13 protein-coding genes are annotated in these 17,897 nt (G+C 63.2%); 7 read left to right on the top strand and 6 right to left on the bottom strand.

Annotation, left to right across the window (positions count from 1 at the left end):
* Window positions 1-110 precede the first annotated feature (110 nt).
* From clpS to ACYQOP_RS25985, 3 genes are all read left to right on the top strand, one after another.
* A complete protein-coding gene (clpS, locus tag ACYQOP_RS25995) occupies window positions 111-518 on the top strand; it encodes an ATP-dependent Clp protease adapter ClpS (protein ID WP_461225495.1) in 408 nt (135 codons plus the stop codon).
* A gap of 23 nt (window positions 519-541) precedes the next feature.
* Window positions 542-3,031 carry an ATP-dependent Clp protease ATP-binding subunit ClpA gene (clpA, locus tag ACYQOP_RS25990; RefSeq protein ID WP_056430942.1) on the top strand — a complete coding sequence of 830 codons (2,490 nt, stop codon included), beginning with the start codon at window positions 542-544 and terminating at the stop codon, window positions 3,029-3,031.
* Between the two features lie 336 nt (window positions 3,032-3,367).
* Entirely contained in the window at window positions 3,368-3,643 is a 276-nt protein-coding gene (locus ACYQOP_RS25985; RefSeq protein WP_056430939.1) for a hypothetical protein, read from the top strand.
* 3 nt (window positions 3,644-3,646) lie between these two features.
* On the opposite strand, the gene egtD is transcribed toward ACYQOP_RS25985, so the two are convergent.
* Window positions 3,647-4,621, bottom strand: coding sequence for an L-histidine N(alpha)-methyltransferase (gene egtD / locus ACYQOP_RS25980; RefSeq protein ID WP_461225012.1), 975 nt, complete (start codon window positions 4,619-4,621; stop codon window positions 3,647-3,649).
* 59 nt (window positions 4,622-4,680) lie between these two features.
* Window positions 4,681-5,955 (bottom strand): ergothioneine biosynthesis protein EgtB, encoded by a 1,275-nt coding sequence (egtB, locus tag ACYQOP_RS25975; RefSeq protein WP_461225011.1) that lies wholly within the window; start codon window positions 5,953-5,955, stop codon window positions 4,681-4,683.
* A 194-nt stretch (window positions 5,956-6,149) separates the two neighbouring features.
* Between egtB and murI the strand changes: the two genes are divergently transcribed.
* A complete protein-coding gene (gene murI, locus ACYQOP_RS25970; RefSeq protein ID WP_461225009.1) occupies window positions 6,150-7,028 on the top strand; it encodes a glutamate racemase in 879 nt (292 codons plus the stop codon).
* 204 nt (window positions 7,029-7,232) lie between these two features.
* Window positions 7,233-7,850 carry a 30S ribosomal protein S4 gene (gene rpsD / locus ACYQOP_RS25965; RefSeq protein ID WP_056430930.1) on the top strand — a complete coding sequence of 206 codons (618 nt, stop codon included), beginning with the start codon at window positions 7,233-7,235 and terminating at the stop codon, window positions 7,848-7,850.
* A 250-nt stretch (window positions 7,851-8,100) separates the two neighbouring features.
* On the opposite strand, the gene gltA is transcribed toward rpsD, so the two are convergent.
* The gene (gene gltA, locus ACYQOP_RS25960) at window positions 8,101-9,390 is read right to left on the bottom strand and encodes a citrate synthase (protein WP_056430927.1); all 1,290 of its coding nucleotides are present in this window, start codon (window positions 9,388-9,390) and stop codon (window positions 8,101-8,103) included.
* Window positions 9,391-9,619: 229 nt separating this feature from the next.
* Window positions 9,620-11,047, bottom strand: coding sequence for a glutamate--tRNA ligase (gltX, locus tag ACYQOP_RS25955; protein ID WP_461225007.1), 1,428 nt, complete (start codon window positions 11,045-11,047; stop codon window positions 9,620-9,622).
* A gap of 178 nt (window positions 11,048-11,225) precedes the next feature.
* Here gltX and ACYQOP_RS25950 point away from each other — a divergent pair, with 178 nt between their 5' ends.
* A complete protein-coding gene (locus ACYQOP_RS25950; protein WP_461225005.1) occupies window positions 11,226-13,496 on the top strand; it encodes a ComEC/Rec2 family competence protein in 2,271 nt (756 codons plus the stop codon).
* On the opposite strand, the gene lexA is transcribed toward ACYQOP_RS25950, so the two are convergent.
* Entirely contained in the window at window positions 13,490-14,227 is a 738-nt protein-coding gene (gene lexA, locus ACYQOP_RS25945; RefSeq protein ID WP_311275128.1) for a transcriptional repressor LexA, read from the bottom strand. The two genes, ACYQOP_RS25950 and lexA, sit on opposite strands and share 7 nt — an antisense overlap.
* Window positions 14,228-14,593: 366 nt before the next feature.
* Entirely contained in the window at window positions 14,594-15,286 is a 693-nt protein-coding gene (locus tag ACYQOP_RS25940) for a GntR family transcriptional regulator (protein WP_461225003.1), read from the bottom strand.
* A gap of 787 nt (window positions 15,287-16,073) precedes the next feature.
* Here ACYQOP_RS25940 and oxc point away from each other — a divergent pair.
* Window positions 16,074-17,813: an oxalyl-CoA decarboxylase gene (oxc, locus tag ACYQOP_RS25935; protein ID WP_207412818.1), complete on the top strand. Its 1,740-nt coding sequence runs from the start codon at window positions 16,074-16,076 to the stop codon at window positions 17,811-17,813.
* The last annotated feature ends 84 nt before the right edge of the window (window positions 17,814-17,897 follow it).

Genomic DNA, 17,897 nt, shown 5'->3' with positions numbered 1-17,897 from the left:
CGGGAAACCGGTCGGTTCTTACATATCCGCGTCCGGACTCCGCTGCCACAAATGGGGTCGATGCTATTCCGATGTTCGACGACCCGATGCGTTGTCTGGTCTCTTCCGTCATGGATCACGGCAGTTTCGCCGCGACCATCGGACGTGATGGCGCGAATTCTGCCGGTCCCACGGTGCCGCGCGCGGCTGATCCCCTTGGACCGGGTGGCACCGACGACGGTCGCTCGGGGACGGCGATCATCACGCGCACCAAGCCCAAGACCAAACGGCCGAGCCTGTACCGCGTCCTCCTGCTCAACGACGATTACACGCCGATGGAATTCGTCGTGCACGTGGTCGAGAAGTTCTTCAATAAATCACAGGCCGATGCCTACCAGATCATGATGCACGTGCATCAGAACGGCGTCGGCGAGTGCGGGATCTTTACGTACGAAGTGGCGGAGACCAAGGTGACGCAGGTCATGGACTTCGCGCGTAAACACCAACATCCTCTCCAGTGCGTCATGGAAAAAAAATAGGCACCCCACACGAGGACCCGCTTTTGCCCAGCTTCTCTCGCAGCCTAGAACAAGCTCTCCACCGCGCCCTGGCGCTCGCCGGCGAGCGCCGGCACGAATACGCGACGCTGGAGCACCTGCTCCTCGCCCTGGTGGACGACCAGGATGCCGCAGCCGTCATGCGCGCCTGTAACGTCGAGGTCGACACGCTGAAACGCAGCCTGGTCGAATATGTGGATACCGAACTCGCCAACCTGATCGGCGATGGCCGGCAGGATGCCAAGCCGACGGCGGGCTTCCAGCGGGTCATCCAGCGGGCGGTCATCCATGTCCAATCATCCGGCCGGGAAGAGGTGACCGGGGCCAACGTGCTCGTGGCGATCTTCGCCGAGCGCGAAAGCCATGCCGCCTATTTCCTGCAGGAGCAGGACATGACCCGCTACGACGCGGTCAATTACATCAGCCATGGTATCGCCAAGCGCCCGGGCGCTTCGGAGGCGAAGCCGGTTCGCGGTGCGGAAGAGGAGCCCTCGTCCGAGCGTCCGAGCGGCGATGAGGCCGAGAACCGAACGAAGAAGAAGGGTGACGCGCTGGATGCCTATTGCGTCAACCTCAACAAGAAGGCCCGTGATGGTCGGATCGATCCGCTGATCGGACGTGAGAGCGAGGTCCAGCGCACCATCCAGATCCTTTGCCGCCGCCAGAAGAACAATCCTCTGCTCGTGGGCGACCCGGGCGTGGGCAAGACTGCCATCGCCGAGGGATTGGCGCGCAAGATCATCAACAAGGAAGTCCCGGAAGTCCTGATTGATGCGACGGTGTTCTCCCTCGACATGGGGACGCTGCTTGCCGGCACGCGCTATCGCGGCGACTTCGAGGAGCGCCTCAAGCAGGTGATGAAGGAAATCGAGGCGCATCCGAACGCGGTGCTGTTCATCGATGAAATTCATACGGTCATCGGCGCCGGTGCGACGTCCGGCGGCGCGATGGACGCATCGAACCTCCTCAAGCCTGCACTCGCCAATGGCTCGCTCCGCTGCATCGGCTCGACCACCTACAAGGAGTATCGCCAGTACTTCGAGAAGGATCGTGCCCTGGTGCGCCGGTTCCAGAAGATCGACGTCAACGAGCCGTCGATTCCGGACGCTATCGAAATCGTGAAGGGGCTCAAGCCCTATTTCGAGGAGTTCCACAAACTCAAGTACACGACCGAGGCCGTGAAGGCCGCCGTGGAACTGTCGGCGCGCTACATCAACGACCGTAAGCTGCCGGATAAGGCGATCGACGTAATCGACGAGACCGGCGCCTCGCAGATGCTGGTGCCGGAAGCCCGCCGCAAGCGGACTATAGGCGTCAAGGAGATCGAGGCGACCATCGCCACGATGGCCCGCATCCCGGCAAAGACCGTCTCCAAGGACGACGCGGTGGTTCTGAAGAACCTCACCGAGAACCTGAAGCGCGTCGTCTACGGCCAGTCGAATGCCATCGAGGCGCTGACTTCGGCGATCAAGCTGGCCCGTGCCGGTCTGCGTGACCCCGACAAGCCGATCGGTTCCTACCTGTTTGCCGGCCCGACCGGCGTCGGCAAGACGGAGGCGGCCAAGCAACTGGCCTCATCGCTCGGCATCGAGATGATCCGCTTCGACATGTCGGAGTATATGGAGCGGCATACGGTGAGCCGCCTGATCGGCGCACCGCCCGGCTATGTCGGCTTCGACCAGGGCGGGCTCCTCACGGACGGGATCGACCAGCATCCGCATTGCGTGCTGCTGCTGGACGAAATCGAGAAGGCTCATCCCGACCTGTTCAACATCCTGTTGCAGGTGATGGATCACGGCAAGCTCACCGATCACAACGGCAAGCAGGTCGATTTCCGCAACGTCATCATCATCATGACGACGAATGCGGGTGCGTCTGACATGGCGAAGTCCGCCTATGGCTTCACTCAGACCAAGCGCACGGGAGACGACGTGGAGGCGATCAACAAGCTCTTCGCGCCCGAATTCCGGAACCGCCTAGACTCGATCATCTCCTTCGGACATCTGCCGAAGGACGTGGTGGCCAAAGTCGTCGACAAGTTCGTGCTTCAGCTCGAGGCCCAGCTCGCCGACCGCAACGTCACGATCGAGCTGTCCGACGAAGCACGCGAGTGGCTGACCGAGAATGGCTATGACGAGGCGATGGGCGCGCGGCCCATGGCACGCCTGATCCAGACCACGATCAAGACTCCACTCGCCGACGAGGTGCTTTTCGGACGTCTCAAGGATGGCGGCGCGGTCAGGGTGGTGTTGAAGAAAGCTGAGGACGGCGAGGCGCTGGCGCAGAAAGATGCACTGGCCTTCGAGTTCCCGGCCGGCCCGGTGACGCCCAAGCCGGAAAAGGACGTCACCGACGCCGGTGGCAGCAAGCGCAAGCGTAGCCGGGCGAAGGCTGCTCCGCGGAAGAAGGACGAGGCGAAGAAGGACGACAAGGGCGGTTCCGGCGGTTCGGGCGGTGTCCGCACCGTTCCTAAGGTTCCTCTCGTTCGAGCCTGATCGCACGAGGCATCGGTCAAAAGGGGCGCGTCTTCCTCAACGGAAGATGCGCCCCTTCTGCGTTATGCCATGCACAAATGGGTCAGACCCACGGGGTTGGATGATCGAGACTTCGTATCGTGCCACGAAAACGTCGGTCCCGTGGTCGACATGGGCATGATCGGTCGTTAGCAACCGCGTTCGAATGGGTGCATAGGCGCCCGTCCGGTCGTGAATCCTGCGAGGGGGCTCGCCGAGCGACATGACAGGTTCAGGTGTCCGGCGACGGTTCAGATCGTCGCCAGGAGCATCGAGCCTGTGATCGTCATAGCCACTCGCGACAACAGGGGAGTATCCATGAGCGATCTGCAAGAGGGCCCCCTGACGCCACTCTCCAGCCAAGGCACGCATGTCGCGGCCCGCCCGCAGAAACTGACCCGCCGAGAAGAGCGTCGACGCCGGCGCATGCGCCGTCGCCGGGGCGAGGAAATCCTGGGTTGGATCCTCGTTCCGATCATCTGCTACGGGATCTATTGGGGCATCAGCGCCGGTTTCGACGTGCTCGGCACCACCCCGGGGACCGTCTGGGACCAGCTGATGCAGGTCAAGCAGATGCTCGAGAAAAAAGCCTGATCCTTATCCGCGTGTCAGGGCATGGACCGAGAACAGGCGCTCGCCGTCGGTCCAGCTCTTGGCCACGTTCCATCCGGCTTGGCTGGCGAGGTCGCGGAAGCCGTCGATCGTGTACTTGTAGCTGTTCTCGGTATGGATCGTCTCTCCCTCCGAGAAGCTGAACTGGCGGCCCGCTAGCGATACCTGCTGGGCGCGCAGGCTGACGAGATGCATTTCGATCCGCGAAGCCTCCGGGGCGAAGTAGGCCCGGTGGGCGAAGGCTGACGGGTCGAAGTCGGCGCCGAGTTCGCGATTGATCCGATGCAGCAAGTTGATGTTGAACCGCGCCGTCACTCCCGCCGCATCGTCATAGGCCGCGTCCAGCACGGACTTGTCTTTCACGAGATCGACGCCGACGACGAGAGATGCCCCGCGACCTAGAACCCTCCCGAAATGGGCGAGGAGATGGGCCGCCTGTGGCGGCTCGAAATTTCCGATTGTCGAGCCCGGAAAGAACCCCGCCACGGCGCTGTTGGAAAGCCCGTCGGGGAGAGTGAAGGGCCGGGTGAAATCCGCGGCCACCGGTTGGATCGACAGCCGAGGGAAATCGCGAGACAGAGTCTCGGCCTCGCTCCTCAGGAAGCTCTCGGAAACGTCCACCGGCACGTAGGCCGCCAGATCAGTCAGATGGACGAGAAGACGCCGGACCTTCACCGTCGAGCCGCTACCGAATTCCACGAGGTTCGCGCGCGGGGGAAGAAGTGAGGCGATGTCCGCCCCCGATTCATCCAGAATACCGATCTCGGTTCGGGTCGGGTAATATTCCGGCTGGCGGGTGATCGCCTCGAACAAATCCGAGCCGACCTCGTCGTAGAAATACTTCGCCGGAATGAATTTCTGCGCCGCCGTGAGTCCAACCAGGACGTCATCGCGGAATTGTTCTTCCGAGCTGACGGCGGACAGGGGTGTGGCGTCCGTGAAGACGGGATTGATGGTCACGGGCAAGTCTCCGAAGGACGCCAAAGGACGCTGGGTTACGCGGGTGTGGGAAACGATGCTCAGTCGCGATAGTTCGACAGCCGCAGTCCCGTGAATTGCCAGCGCTGGTGGGGATAGAAGAAGTTGCGATAGCCGATGCGGGCATGTCCTTCCGATGTCGCCACCGAGGAACCGCGCAGAACGAACTGGTTCGACATGAACTTGCCGTTGTATTCGCCGAGCGCACCGGACACCGGCCTGTAGCCCGGGTAGGACAAATAGGCCGAGCGGGTCCATTGCCAGACGAGGCCGAAAGCGTCGTCGAGAAGGCCCTCCTTGGCGGCAATCTCCCATTCGAATTCGGTTGGCAGGTCGCGCCCTGCCCATCGGGCGAAGGCATCCGCCTCGAAATAGCTCACATGGGTGACAGGCAGGGCTGGGTCGATGCCTGCCTGCCCGTCAAAGGTCATGCTCGACCATTGCCCTGCATCGTTGCGCTGCCAGTAGCCAGGGGCCTCCCAGCCCTCCGCCTGCACCGCGAGCCAGCCATCCGAGAGCCAGAGTTCAGGACGCGCGTAGCCGCCATCCTCAATGAAGGCGAGCCATTGCGCATTGGTGACGAGGCCTTTGTCGATCCGGCACGGCAGGATCAGAGTCTCATGTCGCGGCGATTCGTTGTCGAACGAAAAGCCTTCGCCCTCATGCCCGATCTTCGCCACCCCACCCCGCAGTTCGGCGGCTCCGCCGCGCGATACCGGACGGGGAAATCGCCATCCGGCATCGTAGACGGGGCTCAGCGGGTTCTGCGCGAAGGCATGGAGAATGTCCGTGAGCAGCAATTCCTGGTGCTGCTGCTCATGATAGAGGCCGATTTCGAGGATCGGCAACACGGTCTCGAGGGTCGCGTCGGTAGCATCCGATAGGAGGCTTTCCACTGCCCGGTCCACATGGGCACGGTACCCGGCGACTTCGTCGGCGGTCGGGCGGGTGATAAGGCCGCGCATGATTCGCGGCTGCCGGGGGCCGGCCGCGACGTAATAGGAATTGAACAGGTAGTGCAGCCGCTCGTCATAGATGCGGTAGCCGGGGACGTGATCACGCAGGAGAAATTGCTCGAAGAACCACGTGGTATGGGCCCGATGCCATTTCGTCGGACTGGCATCCGCCATGGACTGAATCTGCTGGTCCTCCGGCGAGAGCGGCGCAGCGCGGCGCTCCGTTTCGTCGCGTACCGCGCGGAAGGCTCTGATCCAGGCTGCGCGATCCACCGGTCGCGCCGATACGTTAGGCGGCGGGAATGCTGCGCCGTCTGCCTGATGGTGCGAGGTCTCGCGAATTGCCGCTGTCGCTGCCATGTCGATCACTCCACTCGCATCCATGATGCGGAAATATGGCTCCGCTGCCATTCGGCAACGGCCCTTCGTCTGCGCCCATCGCCGCGGCGCACAAGCGCTGAAAATGCCGGGCCTTTTTCATGCCGCAGTGACACGGCCTTAACCCTGTCGCCCGACACTCTGCCATCCACGCACTGTGTCCAGGCAAGGCTCGTATGCGGATCGATCTGATGGCGGGAGCGATGACAGCGGCCCTGGTTGCCGAGATGCGGCCGACCCCGACGATCCTCGTCTTCGATTCGGGGCTCGGGGGGCTGACGGTTCTCGAACAGGTCCGGCGGGCCCGCCCCGACGCGCGTTACGTCTATGCGGCGGACGATGCGGCTTTTCCCTATGGCCGCCTCTCCGAGACCATCCTCGTCGCCCGCGTCACGACGGTGATGGAGCGACTGATCGCGCGCCACGCGCCCGACCTCATCGTTATCGCCTGCAACACCGCATCGACCCTTGTGCTTCCCGCTCTCCGGGCAGGTTTCTCCACCCCCTTCGTGGGCGTCGTGCCACCGATCAAGCCAGCGGCGGAAGCGACGCGTTCACGCAGGATCACTCTTCTGGCGACGCCGGGGACGGTTGCGCGGCCCTACACCCACGACCTGATCGAGACCTATGCGGGCGATTGCGTGGTCACGCTCGTCGGATCGCCGAATCTGGCGGCCTATGCCGAGGCCGAACTTGCGGGGCATCCTGTCGACGATGCGTTGCTCGCCGCCGAAATCGCACCCTGCTTCGTCGAGGGAGAGGATGGTCGGCGCACGGATGTGGTCTGCCTCGCCTGCACCCATTATCCCCTGCTGCTAGCGCGGTTCCAGCGCCTTGCCCCATGGGAAGTGAGCTGGATCGACCCGGCGCCGGCCATCGCCCGCCGGGTGACACAACTTCTCGGTCCATCCCGTCGTAAGCCCCTGGACGACATCCCCCCGGGACTCACGGCCTTCACCAGCGGTGCGGGCGTCACGGCTTCCCTCCGTCGCTCTCTCGACGCAAGAGGTGTCGGCGATGTCGCCGTGGAGATGATGCAGCTCGCCTTGCAATAGATGTGTTGCCGCCTCGGCATTGACGCTCGGGCATCTCTCGCTTATGCAGCGCAGAGTTACGGGGCTCCGAGAGGGGCCCCGCAGCTTTTTCAAGCGCACCCGTGAGCGGCAATGTCCGCTCTGTCGTTCCGCTTCGGCCTCGGGCCGCTTCGGGAAGAGGAGGGCGCGTTCCTCGACCAATCTCACTCGCTGAGAGGAACCGCGATGTCAAAACGTATTCAGGCGAAGCACAAGCTCGATCGCCGTATGGGCCAGAACATCTGGGGCCGCCCGAAGAGCCCCGTCAATCGCCGCGAATACGGCCCCGGCCAGCATGGCCAGCGCCGCAAGGGCAAGATGTCCGACTTCGGCACGCAGCTGCGCGCCAAGCAGAAGCTCAAGGGCTACTACGCCAACATCACCGAGAAGCAGTTCCGCCGTTATTACGCCGAGGCGATCCGCCTTCGCGGCGATTCGAGCGAGAACCTGATCGGTCTGCTGGAGCGTCGCCTCGACGCGGTCGTGTACCGCGCTAAGTTCGTGCCGACCCCGTTCGCTGCCCGTCAGTTCGTGAACCACGGCCACGTCAAGGTGAATGGCCGTCGCGTGAACATCGCCAGCTTCCTCGTGAAGCCGGGCGACGTGATCGAGGTGAAGGATTCCTCGAAGCAGCTCGAGATCGTCGTCGTGGCTTCGCAGCTCGCCGAGCGTGACGTGCCGGACTACATCGAGGTGGATCACTCCAAGATGACGGCTCGCGTCACCCGCGTGCCGAGCCTCACCGAGGTTCCCTACCCGGTCCAGATGGAACCGAACCTCGTGATCGAGTTCTATTCGCGCTGATCCCACCAGATCATCGCCGAGACGAAAAAAGGCCGCCCGAGAGGGCGGCCTTTTTGTTTGCCCGATCGATCGAAGATCGATCAGGCCTCGCTCTTCGGACGGCTCACGACGCGGGTAGGGGCACAAAAAAGGCGGGGTAGCCTGTCGGCCACCCCACCTTCATTCATTCCTTTATCCATAAGATCATGACCCTCCGTGACGTTCGCTTCGAAAGCGAGGTCGAATACGACGGACAGCCTGAACGAAAGTATCAGCCGCGCTGGCCGATGGGCACGTATTCGCGCTTGTCCGGTCCGATATAGAGCTGGCGCGGACGGCCGATCTTCTGCGAGGGGTCCTCGATCATTTCGGCCCACTGAGCGATCCACCCGGTGGTGCGGGCCAGGGCGAAGAGCACCGTGAACATCGAGGTCGGGAATCCCATCGCCTTGAGGGTGATGCCGGAATAGAAATCGATGTTCGGGTAGAGCTTCTTCTCGATGAAGTACTCGTCCTTCAGGGCGATCTGCTCGAGCTGCACAGCGACTTCGAGAAGCGGATCGTCCTTGATGCCGAGCTGGCTGAGCACCTCATGCGTGGTCTTCTGCATGATGCGGGCGCGCGGATCGTAGTTCTTGTAGACGCGGTGACCGAAGCCCATCAGCCGGAACGGGTCGTTCTTGTCCTTGGCCTTGGCGACGTATTTCGCGACGTTGTCGGGCGTTCCGATCTCTTCCAGCATCTTGAGCGCTGCTTCATTGGCGCCGCCATGCGCGGGGCCCCACAGGCACGCGATGCCGGCGGCGATACAGGCGAAGGGGTTGGCGCCCGAGGAACCGGCCAGACGAACGGTGGAGGTCGAGGCGTTCTGCTCGTGATCGGCGTGGAGGATGAAGATCCGGTCCAGCGCGCGCGCATAGATCGGGTTGACGACGAACTCTTCGCACGGCACCGCGAAGCACATCCGCAGGAAGTTCGAGGTATAATCGAGGTCGTTCTTCGGATAAACGAATGGCTGCCCGATGGAATACTTGTAGGCCATCGCCGCGAGCGTCGGCATCTTGGCGATCATGCGCAAGCTGGCGATCATCCGCTGCTTGTCGTCCGAGATGTCGGTCGAGTCGTGATAGAAGGCCGAGAGCGCGCCAACGCAGGCGACCATGATCGCCATCGGGTGGGCGTCGCGGCGGAACCCCTGGAAGAAGCGGTTCATCTGGTCGTGCACCATGGTGTGGCGCGTGACCCGGTAGTCGAAATCCGCCTTCTGGGCGGGCGTCGGCAATTCGCCGAACAGCATCAGGTAACACGTCTCGAGGAAGTCGCCTTGTTCGGCGATCTGCTCGATCGGGTAGCCGCGATAGAGGAGCACGCCGGCATCGCCGTCGATATAGGTGATCTTCGATTCGCAGGATGCGGTGGAAGTAAATCCCGGATCGAAGGTGAACATGCCGGTCTTGGCGTGAAGCTTGCCGATGTCGATGACGTCAGGTCCGATCGTACCGGTCTTGATCGGAAGCTCGACTTGGTTGTCGCCCACGGAGATCGTGCTGGAGGCGCTCATGGAGACGTGGACCCTTTCTTGGCAGAAGGCAGACCTTGGCAGAGGGGAGCGCCGGTCCGCATGGCGACACCCACCACTTCGGCCCGGAGCGCACGGGCAGACCTATGCTGCAAGTGCTCACACATCTATCGGGTTAGCGGATCGGCCCACCGCCTTCAACCGATCCCCCTCTCCACGCTATCGCTGAAGCGAAAACCGGGCCGATCTGTCACCGGTTCGATGCATGCGATCAGGCGGACGCCGTCTGATCGGCCAGGCGGCCCAGACATTCTTCCCGTCCGAGTACGGCCATGACGTCGAAAACCGGGGGCGAGGTCGCGCGCCCGGTCAGCGCGGCCCGAAGGGGCTGCGCGATCAGGCCGAGCTTGAGTGCGTTCTCCTCCGCGAACCGGCGCACTGCGCCTTCCGTCGAGGCCGCGTTCCATTCCGGCAGGTCGGCGAGAGCCGGCAAGATCGCGGCGAGGCGCTGGCGGGCCTCTTCGCTCAGCAGCGTCTTCGCTTTGTCATCGAGATTGAGCGGCCGGGAGGCGGTGAGGTAATAGGCGCTGTCGAGAAGCTCGACCAGGGTCTTGGCGCGTTCCTTCAGGCCGGGCATCGCCGCCCGCAGCTTGTCACGAAGCTCGTGGGACAGGGTCGTGGGCAATCCGCGATCGGCGGCGAGGGCCGGCAGGATCGTCTCGATCGCATCGATCAGCACGGCATCCTCCGCGCCGCGGATGTAGAGCCCATTGAGGTTCTCGAGCTTGGCGAAGTCGAAACGGGCAGCGGAGCGTCCGATCGACTTGAGATCGAAGGCAGCGATCATTTCCTCCGTCGAGAACACCTCCTGGTCGCCATGGCTCCAGCCGAGGCGGACGAGGTAGTTGCGCAAGGCGGCGGGCAGGTAGCCGAGGTCGCGATAAGCATCGACCCCGAGCGCGCCGTGGCGCTTCGAGAGCTTGGCGCCGTCAGCACCGTGGATGAGCGGGATATGGGCCATGATGGGCGCGGACCAACCGAGCGCATCATAGATCTGGCCCTGCCGTGCGGCGTTCGTGAGGTGGTCGTCGCCACGGATCACATGGGTGACGCCCATGTCGTGATCGTCGACGACGACCGCGAGCATGTAGGTCGGATTGCCGTCGGAACGGAGCAGGACGAGGTCGTCGAGATCCTTGTTGGCCCAGGTCACGCGGCCCTGAACCTGATCCTCCACCGCCGTCTCGCCCTCGGATGGGGCGCGCAGGCGGATGACCGGCTTCACGCCCGCCGGTGCCTCCGAAGGATCGCGGTCGCGCCAACGCCCGTCATAGCGCATGGGACGTCCCTCGGCCCGCGCGGCTTCGCGCATGGCGGTGAGTTCGTCCGGCGTCGCGTAGCAATGATAGGCGTTGCCCGAAGCGAGCAGGCTTTCCGCTACCTCGCGGTGCCGCGCGGCGCGGGCGAACTGGTAGACGACGTCCCCATCCCAATCGAGCCCGAGCCAGCGGAGCCCGTCGAGAATCGCATCAATGGCGCCCTGGGTCGAGCGCTCCCGATCGGTATCCTCGATGCGCAGCAGCATTCTGCCGCCGAAATGACGGGCATAAAGCCAGTTGAAGAGCGCCGTGCGCGCTCCCCCGATATGCAGGTACCCCGTAGGGGAGGGGGCAAAGCGCGTAACGACGGGTGACGACATCGGGCGGTTAAACTTGTGCGTGAAATGAGAGGGCGGATCGACCGGCCCGGATCGGCGCATGTAGCATGCGTTTTCGATGACGTTAAGAAAGCGTGGCGCCGAGTCGCGAAACGGGGACGATTTCGCGCGGGCGGCATCTCTCGCGCTTCGTGAGCCGTGAGGAGAGACGCAGCCGGAGATGGCGCAGGCCAGTGCGCGAGCCACGGGTGCGACGGGTGCCGCCTTGGCCTCGTCACGCTCACCCGCGATCCTGATCGGCGCGATTAGACGCTGGATCGTCGACGGGCTGGTTCAGGAATCCGAACAGAGGCGCCTGTTTCCCTGGCTTGCCGTCACGTTCGGTTTTGGCATCCTCGTCTGTTTCACCGCCACGGATGGTCAGCCTGCGCTGGCAGCACCCCTCCTCGTCGCGTCCGCACTCTCTGCCCTCGCACTTCGCCTCGGTTCGAGGCCCGTGGCCTTGGCATTGGTTCTCGGACTTGCCGTAGCCTTCCTGGGTTTCGCGGCCGCCACCCTGAGGATGCAGGTCGTAGCGGCACCCGTCCTGGCCCGGACGACGATTGCCCCGCTCACCGGATTGGTCGAAGCCCTCGACGAACGGGAAGTCGGCGCCCGCCTGATCGTTCTCGTGGAGAGTTTCGCCAACCTCCCGCCGGATCGCCGGCCCACGCGGGTCCGCGTTTCCTACAAGAAGGCCCTTGCGCTGAAGCCCGGCGATTTCATTTCGGCGACGGCACGGCTCCTGCCGCCGCCCGACGCGGCCCGCCCCGGCGGATATGATTTCGCCCGGGATGCCTATTTTCGCGGGATCGGTGCCGTCGGTTCCCTGGTAGGCAAGATCGACGTCAAGCATCCGCCCAGGCCTTTGCCCCGCTCGGTAGCGCTGGCAGCCGCCGTAGACGACGCCCGCAACGCGCTGACCCGGCGCATCACCGACGCCAATGGCGGGCAGGCCGGCGCGGTGGCCGCCGCCCTCGTAACGGGCAAGCGCGGCCTCATCAATGCCGAGACCAACGAGGTTCTGCGTGCGGCGGGAATCTACCACGTCGTCTCGATTTCCGGCCTCCACATGGTGCTCGCAGCCGGCGTCGTGTTCTGGCTCGTCCGCGCGCTGCTCGCCCTCATTCCGGGGCTCGCCCTGGTTTGGCCGATCAAGAAGATCGCCGCCGGCTTCGCCATGGTGGGTGTCACGGCCTATTGCGTCTTCTCGGGCTGGGATATCGCTGCCGAACGCTCGCTCATCATGACGTTGGTGATGCTCGGCGCGATCCTGGTAGATCGCCCGGCTTTGAGCATGCGAAACCTCGCGCTCGCTGCCCTCATCGCCCTCGCGCGCGAGCCGGACGGGATTCTCGGCCCGAGCTTTCAGATGTCGTTCGGCGCGGTTGCGGGCCTCATCGCTTGCGCCGGTGCGCTCAATCGCTGGATGCCGCCACGCGAAGGTGCGGGCCTCTTGGCCCGAACCTGGCGGTTTCTGGCTGTCGCGGTCCTTGGCACGCTGGCGACGACCTTGATCGCCCAGATCGCCACGGCGCCCTTCGCGACCTATCATTTCCAGACCGTCCAGCCCTTCGGCATCGTCGGCAATGCCCTGACCTTGCCCCTCGTCTCCCTGGCGGTGATGCCGGCGGCGGTTCTTGGGATCCTCGCCTATCCCTTCGCACTGGACCAGCCGGTCTGGTGGGCGATGGGGCTCGCCGTACGCGGGATGCTCACGATCTCCGGCTGGATCAGCGGGTTCGGACACGCCACGCTCGTCGTCCCGGCCTATGGCAGCACGGCACTCTGCCTGCTTGCTCTCGCCCTGCTCCTGCTGACACTTCCCGTCTCGAGCTTACGCTGGATCGGCCTTGCTCCGGCCGCTCTCGGTGTCGTGCTCGCTACCATGCCGCCGCGTTACGACGTCTACATCGACCGTGAGGGTGGCGGTGCAGCCTTCCGCGACGGGGACGGCCGATTGAGCATTCTCGGCAGCCCGCCGGCCTTCGTCCTCGAACAATGGCTCAAGGCGGATGGCGATTCGCGGAAAGTCGCCGCCGTCGCAGCCTCGCCGAGAAGCCGATGCGATACCGTCGGATGCGTCGTCGAGTTAGGACCGGGTCGGATCGTCGCCCTCGTCAAGGACAAGCGGGCCTTCGCGGAGGATTGCGAACGGGCGAGTGTGATCATCGCCCGCCGTGACGCTCCCAAAGACTGCCGGGCCGGCTTCGTCATCGATCGCGCATACCTAGCCCTACGCGGCGCCACCGCCATCCGTTTCGGCCCTGAAGGACCGCAGGTCACGTCCGCCCACCAACCTCATTCTCGTCCGCCATGGCGGCGGGCGGTCGCTGTCGTCACGCCGTCCCCTTCGCCTCCGAAGGAATCGGGACCAAGTCCGAAACCCATAGAACCCGAGGGCGACGACGGCGATCCGTCATCCGAAACGCAGTCGGACGGGCTTCAGTAACGACGGACCAGGCTGACGAGCCGCCCCTGGATCTGAACACGATCCGGACCCAGAACCCTCGTCTCGTAGGCTGGGTTTGCCGCTTCCAGAGCGATGGAGGAACCGCGGCGACGCAGGCGCTTCAATGTGGCCTCTTCATCGTCAATGAGGGCAACGATGATGTCGCCCGTATTCGCAGTGTCCTGCTTCTTGATCACGACAAGATCACCATCGAGGATACCCGCTTCGATCATCGAATCGCCACGGACCTCCAGCGCGTAATGTTCGCCGCCGGCCAGGAAGTCCGGTGATAGCGTCACGGAATGGCTCTGGTTCTGTATGGCGGAGATCGGCGTGCCGGCCGCGATCCGTCCCATGACCGGGATTGTGATCGACCTTCCGCTCTCGTCCTGGGCCTGGGTCGTTGGCTGGCGCAGGGACGGCATCGCCTTGGACCGACCGCCTTCGACGACGCTCGGCGTGAAGCGGCGAACTTCACCGGCGGGAGCGGGCTTCGACGCCGGTGCACCGGTCAGGCTCTCAGGCATCCGGATCACTTCGATCGCCCTGGCGCGATTCGGCAAACGACGCAGAAATCCGCGCTCTTCGAGGGCCGTGATCAACCGGTGGATCCCCGACTTCGATTTGAGATCGAGGGCGTCCTTCATCTCGTCGAAGGAGGGCGGGACACCACTCTCCTGCATCCGTTGTTGGATGAATTGGAGAAGATCCAGCTGCTTACGCGTCAACATACAGATCACTCTTCCACTGAAGCCAATGGCCGCGACTAACGCCGCTGAAACAAAACACGAACACGGTAGACGTTCCGCAAGTGTTCTGCAAGGGTTCCGTTAACCCGGTGGTAGAGTTTGTTCCTGAGGTGCAATGTTCCGCTCAAGCGGCCTTACCGCGGGCCGGCTTGGCGTCCGCCGGTATCACCCGCCGGGCCCTTCAATCATCCGATGGGGCTTCGTGCCGCGGGGGCTTACCCCGCCACTGTATGGCGGGCCTTCGCGGTGTCCGGCGGAGCCGCGCGCCCAGTCCCCGCCGATGACTTAGTCGGTCACCGACGGCCGGGGAGCCATGCGATATGGCGGGTACTCTGGCGGCAGCGTCGATCAGTCGAGATAGTCACCATATTTCTCGACATGGCTGGCGAGGCCGAGGCCGTGCTCGCGCACGAGGCGTTCCGCCAGATCTGCATCGCGCGCTTCCAATGCCTTGATGATCGCCACGTGTTCCTTGATCGAGTTGGCCGCGCGTTCCCCCTGACGCAGCGCGGTGTTGCGAATACCGCGGACATGCATCAGCAGGTTGCTGGTGATGTCTTTGATCACGTCGCACTGGCCGAGCGAAATGATCTTCTGGTGGAAGCGAATGTTGGCTTCCGAATACTCGTCGAGATGATCCGACGGGCGTCCTTCATAGAATTCTGGAAAGTGCTCACGCAGGCAGAGAAGTTGTTCGTCGGTGGCACGCTCGCAGGCGAGGCGCGCAGCCATGCTCTCCAAGGCAGACCAAGCCTGGATCATGCTGACAATTTCTTTCTTCGACTTCTTGATGACGAAGACACCGCGACGGGCCTCGAACCGCACGAAGCCTTCCTGCTCCAATACCGTCAGCGCTTCGCGCACAGGGGTGCGGCTCACGCCAAGGTTCAAGGACAGCTTTCGCTCATCCAGGCGAACCTCTTCACGCTGATTATAAATGTTCATGTTCGTGATTGCTTCTTTGAGCGCGTCATAAGCCAATGCACGCAAGCTTGAAGTCGCAACGATAGGCTTTACTTGAAATGTGTCGGATTTAACCATTTTTCATGCCACCTAGAATAATTTAAACTCGCACACGCGGGCGAGCACACTTGGTGTGAAGCATGCCAAACTCGCGTTTGAAATACAAGGAATGCCTCGGCCCGCTCAAAGCTCTTAACATAAGCTGAGTGGCGCTTTCCTCGCTACGGTTCGAAGAGCAGACTTCCGATTACCATGAAGGAAGGAGTTGTATTCTTCCCGTGTCGACCGGCCATGCGAAGCCTCGCGTTCGAGCGATCCGATGCTGATCGGCACAATCGTGCAAATCCGTTTGACAGTTGGTATTTGGTATGCCACCAATTGCCTATCGGGTCGGAGGGCTTACAGCAGTTTTCGACTGCTAGATCGGGTCAAAGCGTCTTCTCTGTTCGAGGCAGGCGCGGGATCGCCAGCCGGCGAACGCCGCTCGACTGGCGATAGGCATTATAAAACATGGCGATTTGGTTGTGTCCACCATCGACCCCATCAAGTCACCGCAAAGATTAAGCTGCGCGGAATACCCAAAGAGATCATAAATTTTTGGATTCCCGTTGAAGAAAATCCACGCCCCGTCGAGGGAGAATGAAACGTCACGCTGGCCGACTTCACTGCAACGCCAACTCCAAAGTCACTGCCAGGACGTCGATTTAACGTCGAGGAATCCCGCGGTCTCCGAAGCCGCATCACAATCGGGTTTGCGCTGCAAGAGAGAACCAAATCCCGCAGCGGAAAAGTTCACGTCATCGGTTCGCCGACTTTGCGGACCGCCAATCAAAATAAAACGTCAAAGAACCAGGGAGAGAACACGATGTCAGCTTTGGCCCAGAGAATCGATGTCGACGTTTCGGCCGAGCCGGAACTCACCGATGGCTTCCACCTCGTCATCGACGCGCTGAAGCTCAATGACATCAACACGATCTACGGCGTGCCCGGCATTCCGATCACCGATCTCGGTCGCCTCGCCCAGGCCGCAGGAATGCGGGTCATCTCCTTTCGCCATGAGCAGCACGCCGGCAACGCCGCCGCCATCGCGGGCTTCCTGACGAAGAAGCCCGGCATCTGCCTCACGGTTTCCGCGCCTGGCTTCCTCAACGGCCTCACGGCCCTGGCCAACGCCACGACTAACTGCTTCCCGATGATCCTTATTTCCGGCTCGTCGGAGCGCGAGATCGTCGATCTCCAGCAGGGCGATTACGAGGAGATGGACCAGCTCGCCATCGCTAAGCCCCTGTGCAAGGCCGCCTTCCGCGTTCTTCACGCCGCCGACATCGGCATTGCCGTCGCGCGGGCCATCCGGGCCGCAGTTTCGGGCCGCCCCGGCGGCGTCTATCTCGATCTACCTGCCAAGCTTTTCTCTCAGGTGATGGAGGCCGATGCCGGCGCCAAGTCGCTGGTCAAGGTCATCGATGCGGCCCCGGCCCAGCTGCCGGCCCCCTCCGCGATCAAGCGCGCACTCGATGTCCTGAAGAGCGCCAAACGCCCCCTCATCGTGCTCGGCAAGGGCGCGGCCTATGCGCAGGCCGACGACGAGGTTCGGGCTCTCGTGGAAACCAGCGGCATCCCCTACGTGCCCATGAGCATGGCCAAGGGCCTCCTGCCCGACACCCATCCGCAATCGGCGGGTGCTGCCCGTTCGCTCGTCCTCAAGGAGGCCGATGTCGTCCTGCTGGTGGGCGCGCGCCTCAACTGGCTGCTCTCCCACGGCAAGGGCAAGACCTGGGGCGCGCCCGGCTCGAAGAAGTTCATCCAGATCGACATCGAGCCGAAAGAGATGGACTCCAATGTCGAGATCGTGGCGCCCGTCGTCGGCGATATCGGCTCCTGTGTCACCGCGCTTCTCGACGGGATGAAGGGCGATTGGCAGGCCCCGCCGGCATCCTGGACCGATGCCATCTCTGCCAAGAAGGAAGAGAACCTCGCCAAGATGGCGTCGAAGCTCCGCAAGAATTCGACGCCGATGGATTTCCACGGCGCACTCGGCGCGCTGAAGACCATCATCGCCGAACGTCCGGACGCCATCCTCGTCAACGAGGGGGCCAACACCCTCGATCTCGCCCGTGGCATCATCGACATGTATCAGCCGCGCAAGCGCCTCGATGTCGGCACCTGGGGCATCATGGGCATCGGCATGGGCTTCGCCATCGCCGCCGCTGTCGAGACCGGTAAGCCCGTCCTCGCGGTGGAGGGCGACAGCGCCTTCGGCTTCTCCGGCATGGAGGTGGAGACGATCTGCCGCTACAACCTGCCGGTCTGTATCGTCGTGTTCAACAACAACGGCATCTACCGCGGCACCGATACGGATCCGACCGGCCGCGATCCAGGAACGACTGTCTTCGTCCGGGATTCCCGTTACGACAAGATGATGGAAGCCTTCGGCGGCGTGGGCGTCAACGCGACGACGCCGGACGAGCTCTCCCAGGCCGTAAACGCCGCGATGGACTCGGGCCGCCCGACCCTCATCAACGCGGTGATCGACCCGGAGGCCGGCACCGAAAGCGGCAATATCGGCAGCCTCAACCCGCAGAGCGCGGTCAAAAAGAAGAAGTAGGCCGTCGGTCCGTCCGGCCGCTCCAGCGTCAGCGACGCCGGGGCGGCCGGCGCCCATATCCGCCGAACGCCCTTCAACGCGGAA

The sequence above is a fragment of the Methylobacterium sp. CM6247 genome, from assembly GCF_054817925.1.
Note: the sequence above shows the minus strand (reverse complement) of the source record. Positions and strands in the feature narration are given on the sequence as shown.